This window comes from Alkalicoccus luteus (genome assembly GCF_012034335.1).
In the GTDB taxonomy this organism is placed as follows: domain Bacteria; phylum Bacillota; class Bacilli; order Bacillales; family Salisediminibacteriaceae; genus Alkalicoccus; species Alkalicoccus luteus_A.
In genome coordinates this window covers 68,938-88,922 of the sequence record NZ_JAATHJ010000007.1, presented here as the reverse complement: position 1 = coordinate 88,922, position 19,985 = coordinate 68,938, and the positions used below count along the sequence as shown (strand labels likewise).

Below are 19,985 nucleotides of genomic sequence, written 5' to 3'. Positions count from 1 at the left end.
TTTTTTTGTTGCATTATGCATAAAGATACGTTAGTATCTATATAAATACTAATTGAGGAGAGGTTTTACACATGAGCAAAGGAAAAGTAGTACTCGCATATTCAGGCGGACTGGATACGTCAGTCTGCATTAAATATTTGCAAGAGGAATATGGATATGAAGTAATCGCGCTAGGTCTGGAAATTGGAGAAGGGAAAAATCTTGAAGCTTTAAAAGAGAAGGCATTGAAAGTAGGAGCAGAAAAAGCAGTAATTATCGATGCCAAGGAATTGCTGGCTGAGGAATACCTGCTTCCTGCCCTCCAGTCCAACACGCTTTATGAAGGCAAATATCCGCTTTCATCTGCTTTATCCCGACCGCTTATATCCAAACTGCTCGTTGAAGTAGCAGAAGAGGAAGGAGCCGTAGCAGTGGCACACGGCTGCACAGGAAAAGGAAATGATCAGGTTCGATTTGAAGTGTCGATCCAGGCGCTTAATCCTGATCTGGAAGTGATTGCGCCAGTTAGAGAATGGGGCATGAACCGTGAAGAAGAAATCGAGTATGCGAAGAAAAAGGGCATCGACGTGCCAGTAAACGTGGAAAAGCCATACTCGATAGATGCAAATATTTGGGGAAGAGCTTGTGAAGCAGGTGTACTGGAAGATACGTGGGCAGAGGCGCCAGAGGAAGCTTTCGACTGGACAGCATCGATTGCTGATGCTCCGGACGAGCCCGAGTATGTAGAGATCGCTTTTGAAGGCGGCAAACCGGTATCACTTAATGGTGAACAGAAATCATTTGTCTCCATTATTAAAGAGCTGAACGTGATCTGCGGCAAGCATGGGGTCGGCAGAATTGATCATATCGAAAACAGGCTCGTCGGCATTAAAGCCAGAGAAGTATATGAAAACCCTGGGGCGCTCGCACTCATCAATGCTCATAAAGAATTGGAATTTCTAACGCTCACAAAAGAAGTCACGCAGTTTAAAACAACAATTGAACAGAAATTCACGCAGCTGATTTACGACGGACTGTGGTATTCCCCGCTGAAAGATGCGCTGTACGGATTCATTTCTGAAACGCAGCAGCAGGTAAACGGAAAAGTAAAGCTGAAGCTCTGGAAGGGCACACACACCGTTGTGGCAAGACATTCCGAGAACAGCCTTTATAATGAAGGGCTTGCCACGTATTCCAAAGGTGATGCCTTCGACCACCATGCTGCACTTGGTTTCATTAAACTATGGGGGCTTTCAACAAAAACCTATTCCCAGGTAAATCAGAAGAAACCGGCATTCACGACTAAATCGTAATCTTGTACCGCCGCTTCATACAGGAGCGGCGGTATTTTCCTGCCGGAAGCGGCATTGGCGTTTCATAAGAAGGACTGGTAAAGTAAATGACATCACAATGAAATGAGGGATTGATCATGTCCAAGCTCTGGGGCGGAAGATTCACTAAGGATACAAATAAACTCGTAGAAAAAGAAACAGCATCGATTCAGTTTGATCAGAAGCTGATGGCATACGACATTCAGGGAAGCATTGCACACGTAACGATGCTTGCAAAACAGGGGATCGTCTCAGAAGAAGACAAAGCCCTGATCATTGACGGGCTTCATTCCGTAAAGAAGAAAATTGAAAATAACGAACTGAATTACAGCGATGAAAACGAAGATATCCATATGAACATAGAGAAGTTTCTAATCGACGAAATCGGACCGACTGGCGGTAAACTTCATACGGGCAGAAGCAGAAATGACCAGGTTGCGACTGATATGCATTTGTATCTAAAAGATCATACGAAAGCTGTGGCTGCAATGATAACAGACGTGCAGCAGGCGCTTTTATCGCAGGCAAAACAGCACGTTGATACGATGCTTCCTGGTTATACGCACCTGCAGCGTGCGCAGCCGGTTTCATTTGCCCATCATCTTCTAGCTTATTTCTGGATGCTTGAGCGGGATAAGGGACGATTTCTCGACAGCCTGAAGCGAACGGATCTCATGCCGCTTGGAGCAGGAGCACTTGCTGGAACAACTTTTCCGATTGATCGTCATTTCACTGCTGAGCAACTCGGTTTTGACGCTGTGTATGAAAATAGTATGGATGCGGTCAGCGACCGGGATTTCATTCTGGAATTTATGGGAGCAGCCTCGACGCTGATGATGCACATCTCTAGACTGTCTGAGGAGCTGGTGATCTGGAGCAGCCAGGAATTTCAGTTTATTGAGCTGGATGACTCGTTTTGCACCGGATCTTCCATTATGCCTCAAAAGAAGAATCCGGATGTACCAGAGTTGTTAAGGGCGAAAACGGGGCGGGTTTATGGAAACCTGATGGCACTGTTAACAGTGTTGAAGGGACTCCCGCTTGCATACAATAAGGACATGCAGGAAGACAAAGAGGGGATGTTCGATACGGTAGAAACGCTTACCGCTTCCTTGCAGATGCTTGCTCCGATGATTGGGACGATGCAGGTGCGAACAGAAAATATGAAGCAGGCAGTTTCAGAAGACTTTTCAAACGCTACCGATATTGCGGATTACCTCGTCAACAAAGGGACGACCTTTCGGGAGGCCCATGAGATCATCGGCCGTATCGTTCTAACTGCCATCCAGAAAAACAAATTCCTTCTGGATCTGGACCTGGAGGAATATAAGTCGTTTTCAGATAAATTTGCAGAAGACATTTATGAAGTACTTAAACCGCAAAATGTCGTGGCAGCGAGAAGCAGCTACGGAGGAACGGGACAAAGCCAAGTGAAGGTTCAGCTGGAGCACGCTGAGAAAACACTTGCATAAAACGATATACAGCCGGTGGCACAGTTGTGCCTGCACAGATAAATCATGGAATTTTCAAACTATTTCATGTTCTTCTATCTCTTTTCGTGATACAATATACCACATTATCCGATTTTTTAAGAATGAAAGAGAGGCATGCTGACGATGGAAGCGACAGTGGCAATTACAGAAGCGAAACAAAAAAAGGGCAAGCCGGATCCGGAAACTCTCCAGTTCGGCAAAACATTTACCGATCATATGTTTACAATGGAATATGAAGAAGGGAAAGGCTGGATTAAGCCTGAAATCATTCCATATGCGCCGGTTGAAATTGATCCGGCTGCAATGGTGCTCCACTACAGCCAGAGTGTGTTTGAAGGGCTGAAAGCTTATCGCAGCCCTGATGGAGAAGCTGTGCTCTTTCGCCCGGACGAAAACTTTAAGCGATTAAATCGATCCAATAGACGATTGAGCATTCCGCCTGTGAACGAAGAGCTGCTCATGGAATATTTGCTGCAACTGCTTGAGCTTGAAAAAGACTGGATTCCGGATGCTGAGGGGACGTCGCTTTACATCCGTCCGTTTATTATCGCGACCGAACCAAGTCTGCAGGTTGCACCTGCGAAAGCATATAAGCTTTTTATCATTTTGTCTCCAGTAGGATCTTATTATCCGGAAGGCATTCATCCGGTCAGCATCATGGTGGAGGATCACTTTACGCGCGCTGCAAGAGGAGGTACCGGAACAGCTAAAACTGGAGGCAACTATTCTGCAGGCTATAACGCACAAGCTAAAGCCTCCGGAGAAGGTCATGCCCAGGTACTGTGGCTTGACGGGGTTGAGAAGAAATACGTGGAGGAAGTAGGCAGCATGAACGTTTTCTTTAAAATTAACGGAGAAGTAGTGACGCCTGAGCTTAATGACAGCATCTTACAGGGTGTGACCAGAAAATCCGTTATCGAACTGCTTCAATACTGGAAAGTTCCCGTATCAGAACGCCGTATATCAATGGAAGAAGTGCTCACTGCCTATGAAAACGGTGAACTGGAAGAAGCGTTTGGTTCTGGTACTGCTGCGGTCATCTCGCCGATCGGTGAACTGACATGGAAAGGAACGCCGATGATTATCAACGGCCGTAAAACAGGTGAGATCACTAAATCGCTGTATCAGACGTTAACAGGCATTCAGACGGGTCAGGAAAAAGATCCGTTCGGATGGACGAGAACGATTTCATAGCCTTGCTTTATAAGGGCTTACCTGATAATGGGTAAGCCCTTTTACATTGAGAAACGCAATGTAAGAACACGCCGAATTATGCTAGTATGGAAGGGCAGAGGAGAGATGGCCGATGGATATATGCATTATCCCATGTGGAAAAAAGAAGATCTGGGATGTATCGCCTCAGGCTGGGGCGGTTAAAGCATCAGAAGCATATGTCGGCACGCTTCACCGAAAGTGTCAGGCGTATGCAGAGCTTTTCACGGACAGCTACCGGATTTTATCTGCACGACACGGATTCCTGCACCCGGATGATCTCTTGTTTACTAATTATGATGAGGTATTTGGAAGTCGTTCAATGAGCGTATCCAGTGAGCGTCTTACCCGTCAATTTGCGCAGCTGCCTTCCTGTAAGCGCATTATTTTACTCACTGGTAAAAAGTATGATCAGAAACTGGAGCCGCTTTTACAGCATGAAACTGTTCTGCGTCCTTTGAGTGGTGCACGTGGAATAGGAGACATTCTGCATCAGCTCCAGGCGGCAATAAATGCCCGCACACCGCTCACAGAGAGGAACGAATAAACGATGCGAATCGAGTCAATGAAGCCGATCGTCGGTCCTGAACCAAAACTTTTAATTGTCGGCTCAATGCCGGGAGCAAAATCGCTTGCCGAACAACAGTACTATGCACATCCACGTAATCATTTCTGGATGATCATTGGTGATCTGTTCGGATATCCGCTGTATGAAGCCTCCTACCAAATGAAGCAGGAAATCATGATGGATCACCACGTTGCAGTATGGGATGTCCTTAAGCACTGTGAAAGAGAAGGGAGTCTGGATCAGGATATCCGCAGTGAAGTTCCGAACGATGTACAATCGTTTCTTGAGCGGCATCCTCATATACGGACCATCGGGTGCAATGGCAGGAAAGCATATGATTCATTAACGCGGCACGTGCCGTTACACGAAGAAGTTTACATAAGTTATTTACCGTCAACCAGCCCGGTGCCCGGCCGGAACGTAAAGACATATGAGCAGAAACGGGATGCCTGGAAAAACTTATTTAAGGAGGCTGCGATCATTGAATGAACATCTTGTGTTAATAGACGGATTTAACTTACTCAGCAGAGCCTATTTTGCGACCTCATACGGACGCGATGATCACCAATTAGAAAAAAACAGCGAGGGCCGGTATATACACGCCTTAAAAGTATTCTTCTCCAGAATCAGTAACCTGCAGGAACGGTTTCCCGGGGGGATCGTCATCGCCTGGGATGGAAAACGGGAAGATACGATTCGTAATCAGGATCACCAGTTTTATAAAGCGCAGCGCAAAGACCTTCCAGCGCCCCTTATTGAGCAATATCATACTGCAACGGAAATTTGTACTGATATGGGTATGCATCAAATGCAGGTAGCAGGATATGAAGCGGATGATATAATCGGGAGCTTTACGAAAGCACCTTTACCCGTCAGGAAAGTCATTTACAGCAATGACAAAGATTTATTTCAGCTGCTCAATGAAGACACGGACCAGCTGTTTGTGCAAAAACGAAAAGAGATCCACTATCAGCTGCATCACTTTCAGGATGATTATGGCATTCAGCCGGCTCAGTGGATCGATGTGAAGGCATTGCTTGGAGATCCTAGTGACAATATTCCAGGCTGTCCCGGAGTCGGAGCCAAGGCCGCCCTTCCATTGATTCAATTGTATGGGAGCGTTGAGGGCGTTTACAATCAATTGGAGCAATTGGATCCGGCATTTAACCGTTACAGAAAAAAGCTTGAGAACGGCCGTGAATCTGTCATGATCAGCCGTGAGCTGGTTGAAATTCACTGCGGGCTCGATGATGTTCATGCGGTTGACATGGAAACGCTGCGATCTCCATCTCAGGCACAGTATATAAACGTACTTGAACACTATGAAATCCTAAAGGACCCGTTTAAACTCTCATAATGAAGGAGGCAGATTATTGATGCGAATCGTTTCGATATGCCCAAGCAACACAGAACTGCTGCACTACTGCGGTCTTTCAGCTTACCTTTGCGGGGTAGACGACTACTCGGACTGGCCATCAAGCATCAACGGCCTTGAGCGGCTTGGACCGGACCTGTCCATAGATTTGGATAAAGTAGAGGCATTACATCCGGATCTCGTTTACGCATCCTTGTCTGTTCCGGGGATGGAAAAAAACATTGAGGGGTTGAAAGAACGCGGAATACCGTATATGACGGTAACGAACCCGGAATCGATGAGTCAGGTAGGGGAAGTTCTGCTTGAAATTTGTGCAGCAGCAGGTCTGCATGAACGGGGAGCTCGTCTAAGGCAGCAATATGATTCCTTTCTGAAGTATTACGGGTCTTTAGCCGACACTATAACGTCAAAGCGGCCTTCTCTGTATTGGGAATGGTGGCCAAAGCCTATCTTTTCTCCGGGGGGACGCAACTGGCTGACTGAAATGTCTGCGCTCGCAGGAGGCATTAACATGTTTCATCAAGACGATCGTGCAAGCGTCAAAGCAGAGTGGGAACAAATTCGCGAGCAGGACCCGGACGTTATTCTTACAGCCTGGGTAGGCGTCGAAACAGCAAAAGTAAATCCGGCTGTGATTAAAAAACGTCCGGGGTGGACAGATATGCAAGCTTTAAAAACAAATCAGCTCCACGTGATGGAAGAGCCTTTTTACTGCCGGCCATCACCAAGGCTCATGATCGGTCTGGCAAAGCTTGCCCACCTGCTCCATCCTGACGTCTATCCGAAGCCGACCGGCCGTGAGGATGAAAGACTGCTGCAGGAGATTCAATAATGGATAAATCGTGCTTTGACTTCGGAAGATGGAAGCGAGCACGATTCTTTTTTGCCAAAAATCCTGTAGCGGTTCGCAGCGATCCAATCGTATATTCGATCTGAAAAAGGCAGAAAGGGGAGAAGTCTGCCAATTGAATATATTCCGTGCAGCTGCCTGCAAATCTCGGCTGCAGCTGAAGCTTTATAATATACACGACCGTCTGAGCGAATAAAGACGATGGAGTCCACTGCTGCATCGATTTTGTATTGCTCATGGAGCTGCTTCGCTTTATCGCTCTGCAGCGAAACAAAATAAATCGTTTCTTTCGAGTTGTGTTTCAATATAACTGTAACAACGCCATCGCACAAACTGCATTCTCCGTCATAAAGCAGTAAATGTCTCAAAGTTATCACCTCGGCATTCTATTCCCCGGAGGAAATAAATATAATCATGCATCGAATCTCATTTTGTATGATAATAAGCGTTGTTGACTCTATTTGTTTAATCATTCAAAATGAGATGGTAAGTATGATTAGAAGGGGTGTGCTGCATGAGCATAAACAGGCGGTCTGAACCGCGGGAAATGGAGCCGATTAGAGATAAAGCGGACCTTGAAAGTTGGAAACGGGAACTCGCGAAGCAGAGTGATCGGGATTATATGCTCGGTATGCTTCTGTTAAATACCGGGATGAGGCTGACGGAAGCGCTCCAGCTTCGAGTGAGAGATGTGCGAGGGAGGGAAAAAGTGCGTATAAGAGCGAATCAGGAACTCGTGTACCCGCTTCATGGGGCGATTCGTAAGCTGTTAGCTGCGTATACCTCGAATATGGATCAGGACGAGTGGCTGTTTTCCTCAAGGAAGGGGGAGGGGCCTCTTCAGCGGGATCAGGCTTCTAAGCTTTTAAAGGGGTGTGCGAAAAGGGCAGGCATCTCATCTTTTGGTGTTCATTCCCTGCGGAAAACGTTTGGGTATCATTATTATAAGGCGTCAAAGGATGTAGAGTTCTTGCGGAAGTTATTCAGGCAATCCTCGCAAAGCGTCACGTTATCTTATATAGGGGTGATTGGAGAAGGGGCCGATTCGTTAGATGATACGTTCAGTTTATAGGTTCGTGCAACAGTATTTTTATGTGGTCTGTTGAGAAATGGCGGCGTAATCGTTGAAATAAAAATGAAGGGTGCCTACCTTCCGGGAATAGATGTAGCCGACCGTCGCTTTGTGTAGTTTAAAATGTATACAAATAGTAGTTAAACGTGTATGTGGATAAACAGCCAGGCTAAGACTGATTAGTTCTGCACAATTGTCAGAAAAGTGTGGATAAGTTGCGGATACAGGAATATGCTGCGCTGTTTTTAATTGCAGACTAAAAAAAGCTCCCGCTTCAAGCGGGAGCTGTGAGAGCTTTAAGAAGAGGATGACGACAACTGGTGGGCTTCCAGCGCTTCCTCGATACATTTCTCGATGATAGCAAATCCCTCATCGAGTGCCTCGAGTGGAATGTTGAGCGGTGGGAAAAGCTTAAATACTTCGTCATTACCGCCTGCTGTTTCAAGTATCATCTGATGTTTAAAAGCATATTCTGCTACTGACTCGGAAAATCCGTCTACCTCGGACGCAATTCCCTGCATGAGGCCGCGGCCCTTTCGGCGACCTTTCATTTCAGGATAGGTCTCGACCATTCTTTCCAGAAAAGCAGTCATTCGTTTGCCGCGTTCCTGTATGCTTTCTTCAAAAGCGGGGTCGCGCCAGTATTCCAGTGCTTCCGAGGCAGTAATAAATGCCAGATTATTTCCCCGGAACGTTCCATTATGCTCACCGGGCTTCCATTGATCGAGCTCTGGTTTAATAAGCGTTACGGCCAATGGAAGTCCGTAACCGCCGATTGACTTGGACAGGCAGACTACATCCGGTTCAATCCCGGCAGGTTCAAATGAAAAGAATGTACCTGTTCTACCGACACCGGCCTGAACATCGTCGATAATAAATAATATACCCCATTCGCGGCAGATTTCCTGAAGCTTTCGGATCCAGCCCATTCTTGCAGCATTGATGCCGCCTTCGCCCTGCACAGTTTCAAGGATAACCGCTGCAGGAATTGCAACACCGCTTCCGTTATCCTCTAAAAATCGCTCGAAATATTTAAGGCTGTCCTGCTCACTGCCTGTGAACTGATCGTACGGCATCGTAACGGTATGGTTTAACGGGATGCCGGCTCCTCTTCGCTTCATTGAATTTCCGGTAACGGATAAAGCACCGATCGTCATGCCGTGAAAGCCGTTCGTAAAGCTGATGATATCGGTGCGACCGGTCATTTTACGAGCGATTTTTAACGCACTTTCCACAGTGTTCGCTCCGGTAGGGCCCGGAAACATAATCCGGTAGTTCATCCCGCGCGGCTTTAATATAATATCACGAAATTTCTCCATGAAATCAACTTTGGCGTCAGTTGCCATATCGAGCGAGTGGGTGATTCCGTCGCTAGTAATGTAATCAAGCAGTTTCTGCTTCATATTTTCGTCATTATGTCCGTAATTCAGTGCTCCTGCTCCGGAAAAGAAATCAAGGTAGCGCATGCCCTCCTCGTCCCATATTTCATGGCCTTTTGCTTTCGTAAAAACCGCTGGGAAGCTTCTGACATAACTTCTGACGCTGGATTCAACATCTTCGACAAGCTTCAGTTTCTCATTCACACTATTCATCTCCTTTCAATTGGACAGACAATGGCAGGGGACCGATTCTGTACGTAAACTCTGTGCGGGCATTACCCGGCAGGATCTCTTCCGGGAACGTTTCCCGTACGGCATACGAGGTAGAGAAAGAAGTTGCCAATTTTTTAAATAACGCTTGTGAAGCTTTATTTTCAGCAGTGATCGTCGCTTCGACGTAGCGAACGTTTTTGCACTGCTCGCGCTGCAGGAGTTTTCGCAGCATCGTAAAAGCAAGCCCCTTTCCTTGCTGACCTGGATCAACACCGACCTGCCATATAAACAGAACGTCGCTCTCATCTGGCTTGATAAACCCTGTGATGAATCCAACGACTTGTTCATGCTCCACAGCTGCCACGCAAGTGTCTGCAAAATATTCTGCCATCATGATGTACTTGTAGGCCGAGTTTAAGTCCAGCGATGTTTTTTTCGCGAGCTCCCACATCCCGCTGCCGTGAGACCGGTCTGGCTTCACACAGCGAAGGGGGAGGGCGGTGGATGAATCGTCCATAAAAAGCCTCCTTTTCGAAAAGAGTCGACATGGATAGATTCCCTTTGTCAAGATAAACTAAGCCTGAATATAAGGAAGAGACGAAATCAATAAAGAATCCCCGCCGGATTTCCGGCGGGGGAGAATAGTTAATTTTTTGCTGCTAGCTTCTTACGTTTTTCTTCTCGTTCACGGAAGCTTTTATCAAGAACTTTCTTTCTAAGCCTGATTGATTCCGGTGTAATCTCACAATATTCATCCTCATTAAGAAATTCGAGTGCTTCTTCAAGAGTAAGGACCCGGGGACGCTTCATTGTGACAGTCTGCTCTTTAGTAGCGGAGCGGATATTCGTCTGAGCCTTCATCTTTGTGATATTAACGGTAAGGTCGTTATCACGATTGTGTTCTCCGACGATCATTCCTTCATAAATATCCGTACCCGGCTCCAGGAAGAGAATACCGCGGTCTTCTACCTGCAGCATGCCGTACCCGGTGGATTTACCCGTTTCCATCGATACGAGCACGCCCTGACGTCGGCCTCCAACATATCCCTTAGCTACTGGACGGTAGCTGTCAAACGAGTGGTTAATGATGCCGTAACCTTTTGTCTGGGACATAAATTCTGTTGAATAACCAATAAGCCCTCTGGAAGGAACGAGAAATTCGAGACGAACCTGGCCGTCACCTTTATTGATCATGTTGAGCATTTCGCCTTTGCGCTCGCCAAGTGATTCCATAACAGAACCTGTATATTCTTCCGGAACGTCCACTTGAACGCTTTCGAATGGCTCGCAGTCAACGCCATCAACCTCTTTAATGATAACTTCTGGCTTAGATACCTGAATTTCGTATCCTTCCCGTCGCATGTTTTCAATAAGGATAGAGAGGTGAAGCTCACCACGGCCTGATACTGTCCAGGCATCAGGAGACGAAGTTGGGTCCACACGCAGACTGACATCCGTTTCTACTTGTGTCAGGAGGCGTGCTTCGATTTTACGGGAAGTGACATAATCACCTTCACGACCAGCAAAAGGACTGTTATTTACGAGAAACGTCATCTGCAAGGTAGGTTCATCGATACGAACGACGTCAAGACGTTCTGGATGCTCAGGAGGGCAGATCGTATCACCGACCATAATGTCCTCAATACCAGCTAGAGCCACAAGGTCGCCGGCTTCAGCAGACTGGATTTCTTCTTTTTTCAAGCCAAAAAAGCCGAACATCTTAGTAATGCGGAATGATTTTTCCGATCCGTCCTGCTTCAACAGCTTCGCCTGATCACCGACCTTCATCGTACCGCGGAACACACGTCCGACGCCGATTCGGCCAAGGTAGTCATTATAATCAAGCATCGTTACCTGGAATTGGAACGGTTCACTCGTGTTATCAACAGGAGCTGGTACGTGCTCTGTGATCGCATGAAAAACAGAGTCCATGCTTGGCTGCTGATCTTCGGGAGTCATGCTGGATGTTCCGTTAACAGCGGACGTATAGACGACTGGAAATTCCAGCTGATCCTCATCTGCGTCGAGCTCGATAAATAAGTCGAGCACTTCGTCCACTACTTCTTCCGGACGAGCCATCGGCCGGTCGATTTTGTTCACAACAACTACAGGAGTCAGCTTCTGTTCCAGCGCTTTTTTCAGAACGAAACGAGTCTGGGGCATACAGCCTTCAAATGCATCTACGACTAAAAGAACGCCGTCCACCATTTTCAATATCCGTTCAACTTCTCCGCCAAAATCAGCATGTCCAGGCGTATCAAGAATGTTAATACGCTTATCCTCAAACTTCACCGCTGTGTTTTTAGCGAGAATGGTGATGCCTCGTTCTTTTTCAATGTCATTGTTGTCCATTGCCCGTTCAGATACCTTTTCGTGATCGCCAAATGTGCCTGACTGCTTAAGCAGTTCATCAACCAGTGTTGTTTTCCCGTGGTCGACGTGTGCAATAATGGCGATGTTCCGTAAATCGTTTCGTACTTTCATGCTTCGCATACGCTCCTGTCTTCGATAAGTTTACATCTGTATAAGTATAGCATAAACGATGCAAAAGATCACGGTCTACTTTAAGAGCAGGGAAAAGAGATATGCATTTAGTATGGAAGCGTGCCTTTGCACTGACCGCTGCCTTCAACCAGATATTTAACGGTCGTTAACGCCTGGAGCCCCATTGGACCGCGTGCATGAAGCTTTTGTGTGCTTATGCCGACTTCTGCACCAAATCCAAATTCAAAGCCGTCTGTAAATCTGGTGGAGGCGTTGTGATAAAGCGTACTGGCATCAACAGATTGAAAAAAGGTCAATTTTGCTTTTTCACTTTCTGTAATGATAGCCTCGGAATGTTTTGTACCCCATTGATTGATATGAGTACACGCTTCCCTGACATCTGAAACAATTTTAACCGCGGCCGTCAGATTTAAATATTCAGCCTCCCAGTCTTCTTTCTGTGCAGGAGATACTCTGTTATCTATAGCCGCCGTTTTCTCACATCCTCTGAGGGAGACACCGTGGTTTAGAAGAGAATCAATAAGGGCAGGGAGGTGATCTTCAGCCCAGGATGCCTCCACGAGTATTGTTTCGCAAGCATTGCATACAGAAGGACGCTGTACTTTGGCGTCGACTGCTATTTTACGCGCCAGCTCCGGATCTGCATCTTTGTCGATGTAAACGTGGCAGTTTCCTGCTCCGGTTTCAATCACCGGCACGTGAGATTCACGCACCACTTTATTAATCAGTTCTTTACCGCCTCTTGGAATCAGAACGTCTACCCAATCTGAAGCTTCCATTAATTCAGTTGTCGCTGAACGGTCCGGTGATTCGATCAGCTGTACTGCTTCTCTAGGAAAGGAAGCAGCCTGCAGCCCGTCCTGCAGGGCAGCAGTAATCGCTTTGTTTGTATGAATGGCTGATCTGCTGCCCCGTAAAAGAACGGCATTGCCGGTGCGTAGAGCAAGGGCACTGATGTCGGCTGTAACGTTTGGACGTGCTTCAAATACGGCCGCAATCACTCCTATAGGCACGGACACTTCACGAATAAATAAACCATTTGGACGCGTCCAGCTCCGAATAGTCGTTCCGAGCGGATCATCTAATTTTGAAACGGAAGCGACGGCCTCTGCCAGTTCAGCAAGCCTCTCCTTATTTATCTCGAGCCTGTCCAAGTAGGCATCCTCTCGCCCGGCATCTTTTGCTGCCTGGAGATCCTGCTCATTTGCGTCCAGAATCTTGTTTTCATGCTGTAGCAGCTGCGAGGATATCGATTTCAGCAATTCCTTCCGCTCCTGATCGGACGCTGTACTTAAATGCACGGCTGCCTGTTTTGCAGCTGGGGCTTTCCATTCGACTTCTGTCATGTTTTATCTCTCCTTTATCGTATTAACATGCATGATTCCAGCCATTGCGTCAGTTGAGAGAAACCCATTCGTCCCTGTGAACGGCAATCGAGGACTCAACAATCGCACCGGACAATTCGGTATGATCAACCAGGACACGGCCTCTTCCGATTTTGTGAGCCCCGGCATAAACATCTACAATATCGCCTCTGAAAAAAGTCCCTTCTGTTTTGCTGATTCCGACTGTTAGGAGACTGGCCCCCCGGTTTAAAACCGCTTCTTTTGCACCGTCATCGATAAATAGCACGCCTGAAGCAGAAGCATGATAGGCAATCCACTGCCGGCGCGTTCTCATGACGCGGCCGGATTGGGTGCGAATATACGTCCCTGACCCTGATCCTTCGCACGCTTGAAGTAAGTCTTCTGTACTGGAAAGTGTTCCGATATATGCTTCTACGCCAGTGTCGGCAGCTGCCCGGCTGGCAAGCAGCTTCGTGCCAATTCCGCCAGTACCAAGCGTCGACCGCGACGGTGCCTGAAGAAGCTCTTCCGGAATTGTGTGGAGCTCCTTGTATTTCACAGCCTCGGGATCTTCACGAGGATCTGCTGAATAAACGCCGTCTGCGTCTGTAAGAAGCATCAGCAAATCTGCATGAAGAGCACCGCCGACAAGAGCGCTCAGCATATCATTATCACCGAACGTCAGCTCATCAACAGCAGTCGAGTCATTTTCGTTAATGATCGGAAGAATTTTCCGGCTGAGCAGTTCTTCAATAGCGGCGTGTAAATTTTGAAAGTGCTTTTCCTCTGAAAAATCGGACCTTGTCACAAGCAGTTGTGCCGGGATAATCCTGTAGTGCTGCAGCTGAAACCGGTAATGCTGCATTAAGAGCGCCTGTCCAGCTGCTGCGGCAGCCTGCCTGGCTCTGACGGTTGTCGGTCTGGCAGCATAACCGATGTCCCGGAAGCCGGCGGCTACGGCTCCGGAGGAAACGATGAGCAGCTCATGTCCTTTCTGCCGAAGTCCGGCTATGGCATGGCAGAAGGCAGCCATTTTAACAGGTGAGAGAGTACCATCTTCTTCTGTTAGTGAACTGGAACCAATTTTTATGACGATACGTTTTCGCTTCATGCTATCTGACACCCTTTCTAAAATAACGAGCATGAACCCCCGTCCTGAAAAGGACGGGGGTTCCCGCGGTACCACCTTTATTGGCCTGATACGGCCCTGCTTTCCTGACATTATAATGTTTTACGCACCGAGCAGGTTCAGGTTCATCGCACCACGCACTTTTTTCAGCTGTTAAAGTGCTCTCTGAAGAGGGGAGTGGAACCTTACTAATCTCGGACGGGATTGATTACCGTATATTATTCAGAAAAATTGAACACCTGTCAATATTCTGTTCGCAAATGAATCAATTAATTAATAAGAGACTGCAGCGGAGCCGGAATCCGGCCGCCGCGCTGCATCATCTTATCCGATTTATATGGATTCAGCCCCATCACCGGAGCCCGGCCAAGGAGGCCGCCGAATTCAATCATATCTCCTTCATTAGCACCCGGCACAGGGATAACCCTTACAGCAGTCGTTTTTTTATTAATCATGCCGATTGCCATTTCATCTGCGATCAGACCGGAAAGAGAGGCGGCTTCGACATGCCCTGGAACTGCAATCATATCCAGTCCGACCGAGCAGACGCTCGTCATTCCTTCAAGTTTATCAAGGGAGAGGGCACCATCCTGCACGCCTTTAATCATGCCGTTATCCTCAGAAACCGGAATGAAGGCTCCGGAAAGGCCTCCGACATAGGAGCTTGCCATTGCGCCGCCTTTTTTAACAGCGTCGTTCATCATCGCCAGTGCTGCGATCGTTCCATGTGTGCCGACCCGTTCTAAGCCGATCTCTTCCAGAATTTCAGCAACGGAATCGTTTGCAGCATTTGTAGGAGCGAGGGAGAGGTCCATGATTCCAAACGGCACGTTTAGTCTGTCGGCGGCTTCTCGTGCCATCAGTTCACCGGCTCTTGTGATTTTGAACGCTGTCCGTTTAATGATATCTGACACTTCTCCGAGGTCAGCGTCTGGATGGCGCTTTAGCGCGTGCAGAACGACACCGGGCCCGCTGACACCGACGTTGAGTACTTTATCTGCCTCGCCCGTGCCGTGGAAGGCACCGGCCATAAACGGATTGTCTTCAACCGGGTTGCAGAACACGACAAATTTGGCATTGGCTAGACCGTTGTTATCTGCGGTCAGCTCTGCTGCCCGTTTAATAATATGGCCCAGCCGTGAGACGGCGTCCATATTAATACCTGCTTTTGTCGTCGCTGCTGAGACAGAAGCACATACTCTTTCCGTCATACTCAGCGCTTCCGGGAGCGCTTCAAGCAGTATGGCATCTCCGCTTGATATACCTTTGTGGACCATCGCCGAAAACCCGCCGATAAAATCAACTCCGGTATCACGAGCTGCCGCGTCCAATGTTTCAGCAAGCTTGATCGCATCTTCTTTTGTGGCGCCGCCAAGCAGCAGCGAGCACGGTGTGACAGAGATGCGTTTATTCGCAATCGGAATGCCGTATTCCTGAGAAATGTCTTCAGCTGTTTGCGTAAGTGTGGCAGCTGAGCTTGTAATCTTGTTATATACCTTGGTACGCATAGCTTCCTGCGTATCTCCTGCACAGTCCATCAAGTTAATTCCAAGAGTTATCGTGCGGATGTCAAGCTCTTCCATGCGCACCATCCGGATCGTTTCCTGTATCTCATTAAAGCCTATATTCATGCCGGGTTCCTCCTTAAATTCGGTGCATATGCTTGAACAGATCTTCTCGCTGAATATGAATCGTCAGGCCAAGATTTGCTGCGGTCTGTTCCAGAGCAGCTTCAATTTCCTGCATGGATGCTGTCCGGGACAGGTCAACGAGCATCATCATCGTAAAAAAATCCTGCAAAATCGTTTGAGAAATATCGAGTACATTAATCTGATGCTCTTTTAAAACAGCAGTCACGTCTGCAATAATCCCAACCTGGTCTTTGCCTACAACGCTTATAACGGCGCGGTTTGATTCCATGTTAAACATCCTCTCCAGTTAGTTATATGCATAAAAAAAGCCGGCTCGATGCCGGCACAAACATACAGACCGCTTCACAGCAGCTGTATCTTCTGTCCGGGTGCCTGAGATTGTGAACCCTTCGGCGCTGCCATAAGGCAGTCTCTCCAGAAGCTGCTCCAGCTGTAGTGGTCCCACAGCCTTCGTTGCAACGTATTAACAGATGATAATAAACCTATCAGGCCCCCGTTCATTCGTCAAGGAGTGCGTATTCTGGTATATTAAATGAATACGATGTCAGGCAGAGGAATGATAGGCTTGTTCAATCAGATAATTGCCGCTCTCACGATCATCATCGCTGTATTGGTGGGATTATTTATGTACGTATATTATTCAATCGAAGAAGGATCTGAATCAACTTGGGAGTACCATGAATCTGCAGACGACGCAGGATTCAGCAGAGAAGCGCTTGACCAGGCGAGAATTTATTATGATTCGATAAACAGCACCTCGCTGATGGTCATCTCCGAAGGAAAAGTGCTGCTCAGCTGGGGCGATGTCACTAAAAACACGAACGCACATTCGGTGCGAAAGAGCTTTCTCTCCGCCTTATTCGGCATAGAGATAGACAGAGGAAATGCCGGGCTCAGTGACACACTTGAACAGCTTGAGATTGATGATCAGCCGCCGCTTACAACGATCGAAAAACAGGCCCAGCTCTCGCACCTCATGTCCTCAAGCTCAGGAGTTTACCTGCCGGCAGGAGAAGAATCCTGGGGAATGCGGGTTGCAAGGCCGTCGAGAGGCAGTCATCTGCCAGGAGAGTTTTATTATTACAATAATTGGGATTTTAACGTTCTGGGAACGATCTATAACGACATTCCTGAGCGGGACGTATTCGTTGATTTTAACGATCGGATTGCCGAGCCGCTTGGCATGGAAGATTTTGATCTGGCCAACACAAATTACAAATACGAGAACAGACGGTCCAGGCATCCGTCTTATTTATTTCAGCTATCAGCGCGTGATATGGCCAGATTTGGCCAGCTATACTTACAGAAGGGAGAGTGGAATGGCGAACAGATTGTTCCGGAATGGTGGATAGAGGAGAGCACATCTGTCCAAAAAGAAGTGCCGTCAAATACGGTGTTCGATTACGGTTATTTATGGTGGGCAGCCTCCGTTCCTCCTTACAGTGATTACAATATGTACTCAGCAGTAGGACGGTACGGTCAGTCAATTGATATCATCCCGGAGCTGGATCTTGTTTTCGTGCATCGGGTTGACAGCAACAGACTTGCGTTTCAATTGACCCGAAGTGCCGTCAACGACCTTCAGCGCCTGCAGCTGCTTCAGCTCGTACTGGACGCCAGACGATCGTAAAGTAGTGCCCCGGATAACAGAATCCCTTCAGACTGCTGACGGAGCCTGAAGGGATTTTTTAATGTGGTGATTTATACGGAGCACCGATCTGGCCGATAATCATGTAACCATACTTCCATTTGTTGACAACGATAATTGTTGCGATCGAAGCTGTAAGGCTGAAAATAAAAAGAACAATAATATAGAAAAAGCCGATCGGCAGCGGATAGAGCTGAAACAGAGCGTCAAGCAGGAAAATATAAAAATAGTGGAGCAGGTAAATTCCGAATGAATACCGGCTGATAAATTCCAGGAACGGCGGCAGAGACTTCAGCGAGGATGTTATATAGAACAAAAAGAAGCTGCACATCAGCGTATGAATTAAAATATCTGTCCGTTTTGAGCTGTGCACCGTTAATATACCGGAATGATAGAGAAATAACAGCATTGCGCTTGTGAGCACCGGTCCGATAATAAACAGCACTCTCCAGGAACGAATAAATTTGGAGAAGCTTTCAAAGTACATACCGGCATAATAGCCCACTGCAAAATAAAATACCCAGCCAAACATCGGGACCCAGTAAAAACGTTCCCAGATGTATTCTCCGTAGGTTAACCATTCGGGAGGAGCCGAATAATTGAAGAAAAGCAGGTAAGCTGCGTTGATGATAAACGCGATCGGAAGGACAACAGAAGGCCTCCACTGCTTCAACTTTTTATGCAGCAGCACATGAACCAGGTAAAACTGAAAAATAATTAAAATAAAGTATCCGTGATAATCACCTACAAAAATGTTCAGGGCGATCTTTGTAAAGCCAGTTTGAACCCCTTGTGCAAAGAAGGGAATCGCATAAAAAATGCCCATGATTAGAAATGGAATCAGAATAAACCGAAGCCGCTTTTTCAAAAAATAATCCGGGAGCTCCCGGTTTCGGTACGAATATGCAATTAAAAACTCGGATATAAAAATGAACATCGGCGTTCCATAATATAAAATCATCTGAATGGAATCAAAAAAGATGGCAGACAGTTCTCCCATTTCACGGATCGTCATAGAGTCAATGCCGATAAAAATACTATGAAGAAGAACGATGCTTAAACAACCGATGCTCCGCAGCACGAAGATTTCCTTAATCATGTCTGCGGGCCCCTTTCCTGCGAACGTCATATATCAGCTTATAACATATCATATTTATTCCGGCAGCGTCATCCGCTCTGCCGGCTGAAAGTTGGAGGTACTGATGAAGAAAAATTATTCTGTCTACGGAACGTTAATGTTTGTGATGGTCGTATGGGGCCTTAATGTTGTGGCTGTAAAATACCTGGTAGAAGCGATGCATCCTGTGCAGATGCAGGGGGTCCGTATCGGGGCGGCCGGAATTGCCGCTCTCGCTATTTTATACGTGCTGAAAGAACTGAAAAGACCAAATCGAAACGAAGTGGTTCTCATCGGCGCTGCAGCTTTGTTTGGTCAAGTCCTGCATCATTCTTTGCTGGCTTGGGGGCTGTTAAACACGACAGCTGGTAACGCTTCACTGATTTTAGGACTGATTCCGGTTACGACGGCGGTTTTTGCAGCTGTTTTGCTGAGGGAGCGCCTGAACCTACTGCGTGTGTTCGGTATCTTAATTGGCTTCTCCGGGGTCATGCTGATCATCATCCCGTCAAATGAGGCGTTAAGTGCTGCGGCAGGCGGCGATCTGCTTATCTTTTTATCCATGATTTCACAGGCGTTTTCGTTTATTCTGATCCGTAAAGCATCGACGTCACTTCCGGCAGGAGCCATGACGGCGTATATGCTGCTCGCAGGCTCCATTGTCCTGATTGGCCTCAGCTTTGTAACCGGCGGGGGAGAAACCGTCTTTCAAGGGCATACGTCCACAGTCTGGGCTGTGTTCTTCAGTTCAGCTCTGCTTGCTACCGGAGCCGGTCACATCCTGTTCAATAGTGCCATTCAGAAAATCGGACCTTCCCAGACTGCAGTGTTTAACAATTTTGTCCCGTTTTTTGCTCTTGGAGGTTCGTGGCTGTTTTTAGGAGAAACGATAACTGTTTATCAGGCTGCAAGTTTTATGTTAATCGTAATCGGCGTTCTGCTTGGAACAGGCTATGCAGAATACCAGTATAAAAAGTATAAATATGCGAATTAACCGGATGTTGAACAGAGAACGCTTACATGAACACAGGGCGTACGTTTACGGCTTAATCGCGGATAAACGTACGTGAAATACCATGTTATATTATCTGACAATTTCGTTGTGTCAGATAATTC

19 protein-coding genes and 1 riboswitch are annotated in these 19,985 nt (G+C 47.2%); of the genes, 10 read left to right on the top strand and 9 right to left on the bottom strand.

Going from position 1 to position 19,985, the window contains the following annotated elements:
- Window positions 1-71: 71 nt before the first annotated feature.
- The 7 genes from HCN83_RS06850 to HCN83_RS06820 all read left to right on the top strand — a co-directional run bounded on the left by HCN83_RS06850 (window position 72) and on the right by HCN83_RS06820 (window position 6,790).
- Window positions 72-1,292 (top strand): argininosuccinate synthase, encoded by a 1,221-nt coding sequence (locus HCN83_RS06850; protein ID WP_168005734.1) that lies wholly within the window; start codon window positions 72-74, stop codon window positions 1,290-1,292.
- A gap of 116 nt (window positions 1,293-1,408) precedes the next feature.
- Window positions 1,409-2,782, top strand: coding sequence for an argininosuccinate lyase (gene argH / locus HCN83_RS06845; protein ID WP_168005732.1), 1,374 nt, complete (start codon window positions 1,409-1,411; stop codon window positions 2,780-2,782).
- A gap of 144 nt (window positions 2,783-2,926) precedes the next feature.
- Window positions 2,927-3,997, top strand: a complete 1,071-nt coding sequence (locus tag HCN83_RS06840) for a branched-chain amino acid aminotransferase (protein ID WP_168005836.1) — start codon at window positions 2,927-2,929, stop codon at window positions 3,995-3,997.
- A 112-nt stretch (window positions 3,998-4,109) separates the two neighbouring features.
- Window positions 4,110-4,562: a DUF6884 domain-containing protein gene (locus HCN83_RS06835; RefSeq protein WP_168005730.1), complete on the top strand. Its 453-nt coding sequence runs from the start codon at window positions 4,110-4,112 to the stop codon at window positions 4,560-4,562.
- 3 nt (window positions 4,563-4,565) lie between these two features.
- Window positions 4,566-5,072 carry a DNA-deoxyinosine glycosylase gene (locus tag HCN83_RS06830; RefSeq protein WP_168005728.1) on the top strand — a complete coding sequence of 169 codons (507 nt, stop codon included), beginning with the start codon at window positions 4,566-4,568 and terminating at the stop codon, window positions 5,070-5,072.
- Window positions 5,065-5,940: a 5'-3' exonuclease gene (locus HCN83_RS06825; RefSeq protein ID WP_246238124.1), complete on the top strand. Its 876-nt coding sequence runs from the start codon at window positions 5,065-5,067 to the stop codon at window positions 5,938-5,940. The genes HCN83_RS06830 and HCN83_RS06825 overlap by 8 nt, the downstream gene beginning before the upstream one ends.
- Before the next feature lie 19 nt (window positions 5,941-5,959).
- Window positions 5,960-6,790, top strand: coding sequence for a cobalamin-binding protein (locus tag HCN83_RS06820; RefSeq protein WP_168005724.1), 831 nt, complete (start codon window positions 5,960-5,962; stop codon window positions 6,788-6,790).
- Here HCN83_RS06820 and HCN83_RS06815 read toward each other — a convergent pair.
- On the bottom strand, window positions 6,784-7,185 hold the full coding sequence (locus HCN83_RS06815) for a thiol-disulfide oxidoreductase DCC family protein (protein ID WP_343033664.1): 402 nt from the start codon (window positions 7,183-7,185) through the stop codon (window positions 6,784-6,786). The two genes, HCN83_RS06820 and HCN83_RS06815, sit on opposite strands and share 7 nt — an antisense overlap.
- Window positions 7,186-7,322: 137 nt before the next feature.
- On the opposite strand from HCN83_RS06815, the gene HCN83_RS06810 reads away from it, so the two are divergent.
- Window positions 7,323-7,880 carry a tyrosine-type recombinase/integrase gene (locus HCN83_RS06810; protein ID WP_168005720.1) on the top strand — a complete coding sequence of 186 codons (558 nt, stop codon included), beginning with the start codon at window positions 7,323-7,325 and terminating at the stop codon, window positions 7,878-7,880.
- Window positions 7,881-8,176: 296 nt separating this feature from the next.
- Here HCN83_RS06810 and ectB read toward each other — a convergent pair whose 3' ends face one another.
- The 7 genes from ectB to HCN83_RS06775 form a co-directional block, all read right to left on the bottom strand.
- Entirely contained in the window at window positions 8,177-9,472 is a 1,296-nt protein-coding gene (gene ectB / locus HCN83_RS06805; protein WP_205774528.1) for a diaminobutyrate--2-oxoglutarate transaminase, read from the bottom strand.
- Entirely contained in the window at window positions 9,465-9,989 is a 525-nt protein-coding gene (gene ectA, locus HCN83_RS06800) for a diaminobutyrate acetyltransferase (protein ID WP_168005716.1), read from the bottom strand. The genes ectB and ectA overlap by 8 nt, the downstream gene beginning before the upstream one ends.
- A 128-nt stretch (window positions 9,990-10,117) precedes the next feature.
- Complete coding sequence (gene typA, locus HCN83_RS06795) at window positions 10,118-11,956, bottom strand: translational GTPase TypA (RefSeq protein WP_168005714.1); 1,839 nt, start codon at window positions 11,954-11,956, stop codon at window positions 10,118-10,120.
- A 107-nt stretch (window positions 11,957-12,063) separates the two neighbouring features.
- Window positions 12,064-13,323 carry a glutamate-5-semialdehyde dehydrogenase gene (locus HCN83_RS06790; RefSeq protein ID WP_168005712.1) on the bottom strand — a complete coding sequence of 420 codons (1,260 nt, stop codon included), beginning with the start codon at window positions 13,321-13,323 and terminating at the stop codon, window positions 12,064-12,066.
- A gap of 49 nt (window positions 13,324-13,372) precedes the next feature.
- The gene (gene proB, locus HCN83_RS06785; protein WP_168005710.1) at window positions 13,373-14,434 is read right to left on the bottom strand and encodes a glutamate 5-kinase; all 1,062 of its coding nucleotides are present in this window, start codon (window positions 14,432-14,434) and stop codon (window positions 13,373-13,375) included.
- Window positions 14,435-14,721: 287 nt separating this feature from the next.
- A complete protein-coding gene (locus HCN83_RS06780; RefSeq protein ID WP_168005708.1) occupies window positions 14,722-16,083 on the bottom strand; it encodes a PFL family protein in 1,362 nt (453 codons plus the stop codon).
- Between the two features lie 13 nt (window positions 16,084-16,096).
- Window positions 16,097-16,372 carry an ACT domain-containing protein gene (locus HCN83_RS06775; RefSeq protein WP_168005705.1) on the bottom strand — a complete coding sequence of 92 codons (276 nt, stop codon included), beginning with the start codon at window positions 16,370-16,372 and terminating at the stop codon, window positions 16,097-16,099.
- Between the two features lie 82 nt (window positions 16,373-16,454).
- Window positions 16,455-16,532, bottom strand: a riboswitch (glycine riboswitch).
- Window positions 16,533-16,636: 104 nt separating this feature from the next.
- Here HCN83_RS06775 and HCN83_RS06770 point away from each other — a divergent pair.
- The gene (locus HCN83_RS06770; protein WP_246238122.1) at window positions 16,637-17,734 is read left to right on the top strand and encodes a serine hydrolase domain-containing protein; all 1,098 of its coding nucleotides are present in this window, start codon (window positions 16,637-16,639) and stop codon (window positions 17,732-17,734) included.
- 58 nt (window positions 17,735-17,792) lie between these two features.
- Here the strand turns inward: HCN83_RS06770 and HCN83_RS06765 are convergent, their stop codons facing one another.
- Window positions 17,793-18,851 carry an acyltransferase family protein gene (locus HCN83_RS06765; RefSeq protein ID WP_168005703.1) on the bottom strand — a complete coding sequence of 353 codons (1,059 nt, stop codon included), beginning with the start codon at window positions 18,849-18,851 and terminating at the stop codon, window positions 17,793-17,795.
- Window positions 18,852-18,954: 103 nt separating this feature from the next.
- On the opposite strand from HCN83_RS06765, the gene HCN83_RS06760 reads away from it, so the two are divergent.
- Window positions 18,955-19,863: a DMT family transporter gene (locus HCN83_RS06760; RefSeq protein ID WP_246238121.1), complete on the top strand. Its 909-nt coding sequence runs from the start codon at window positions 18,955-18,957 to the stop codon at window positions 19,861-19,863.
- Window positions 19,864-19,985 lie beyond the last annotated feature (122 nt).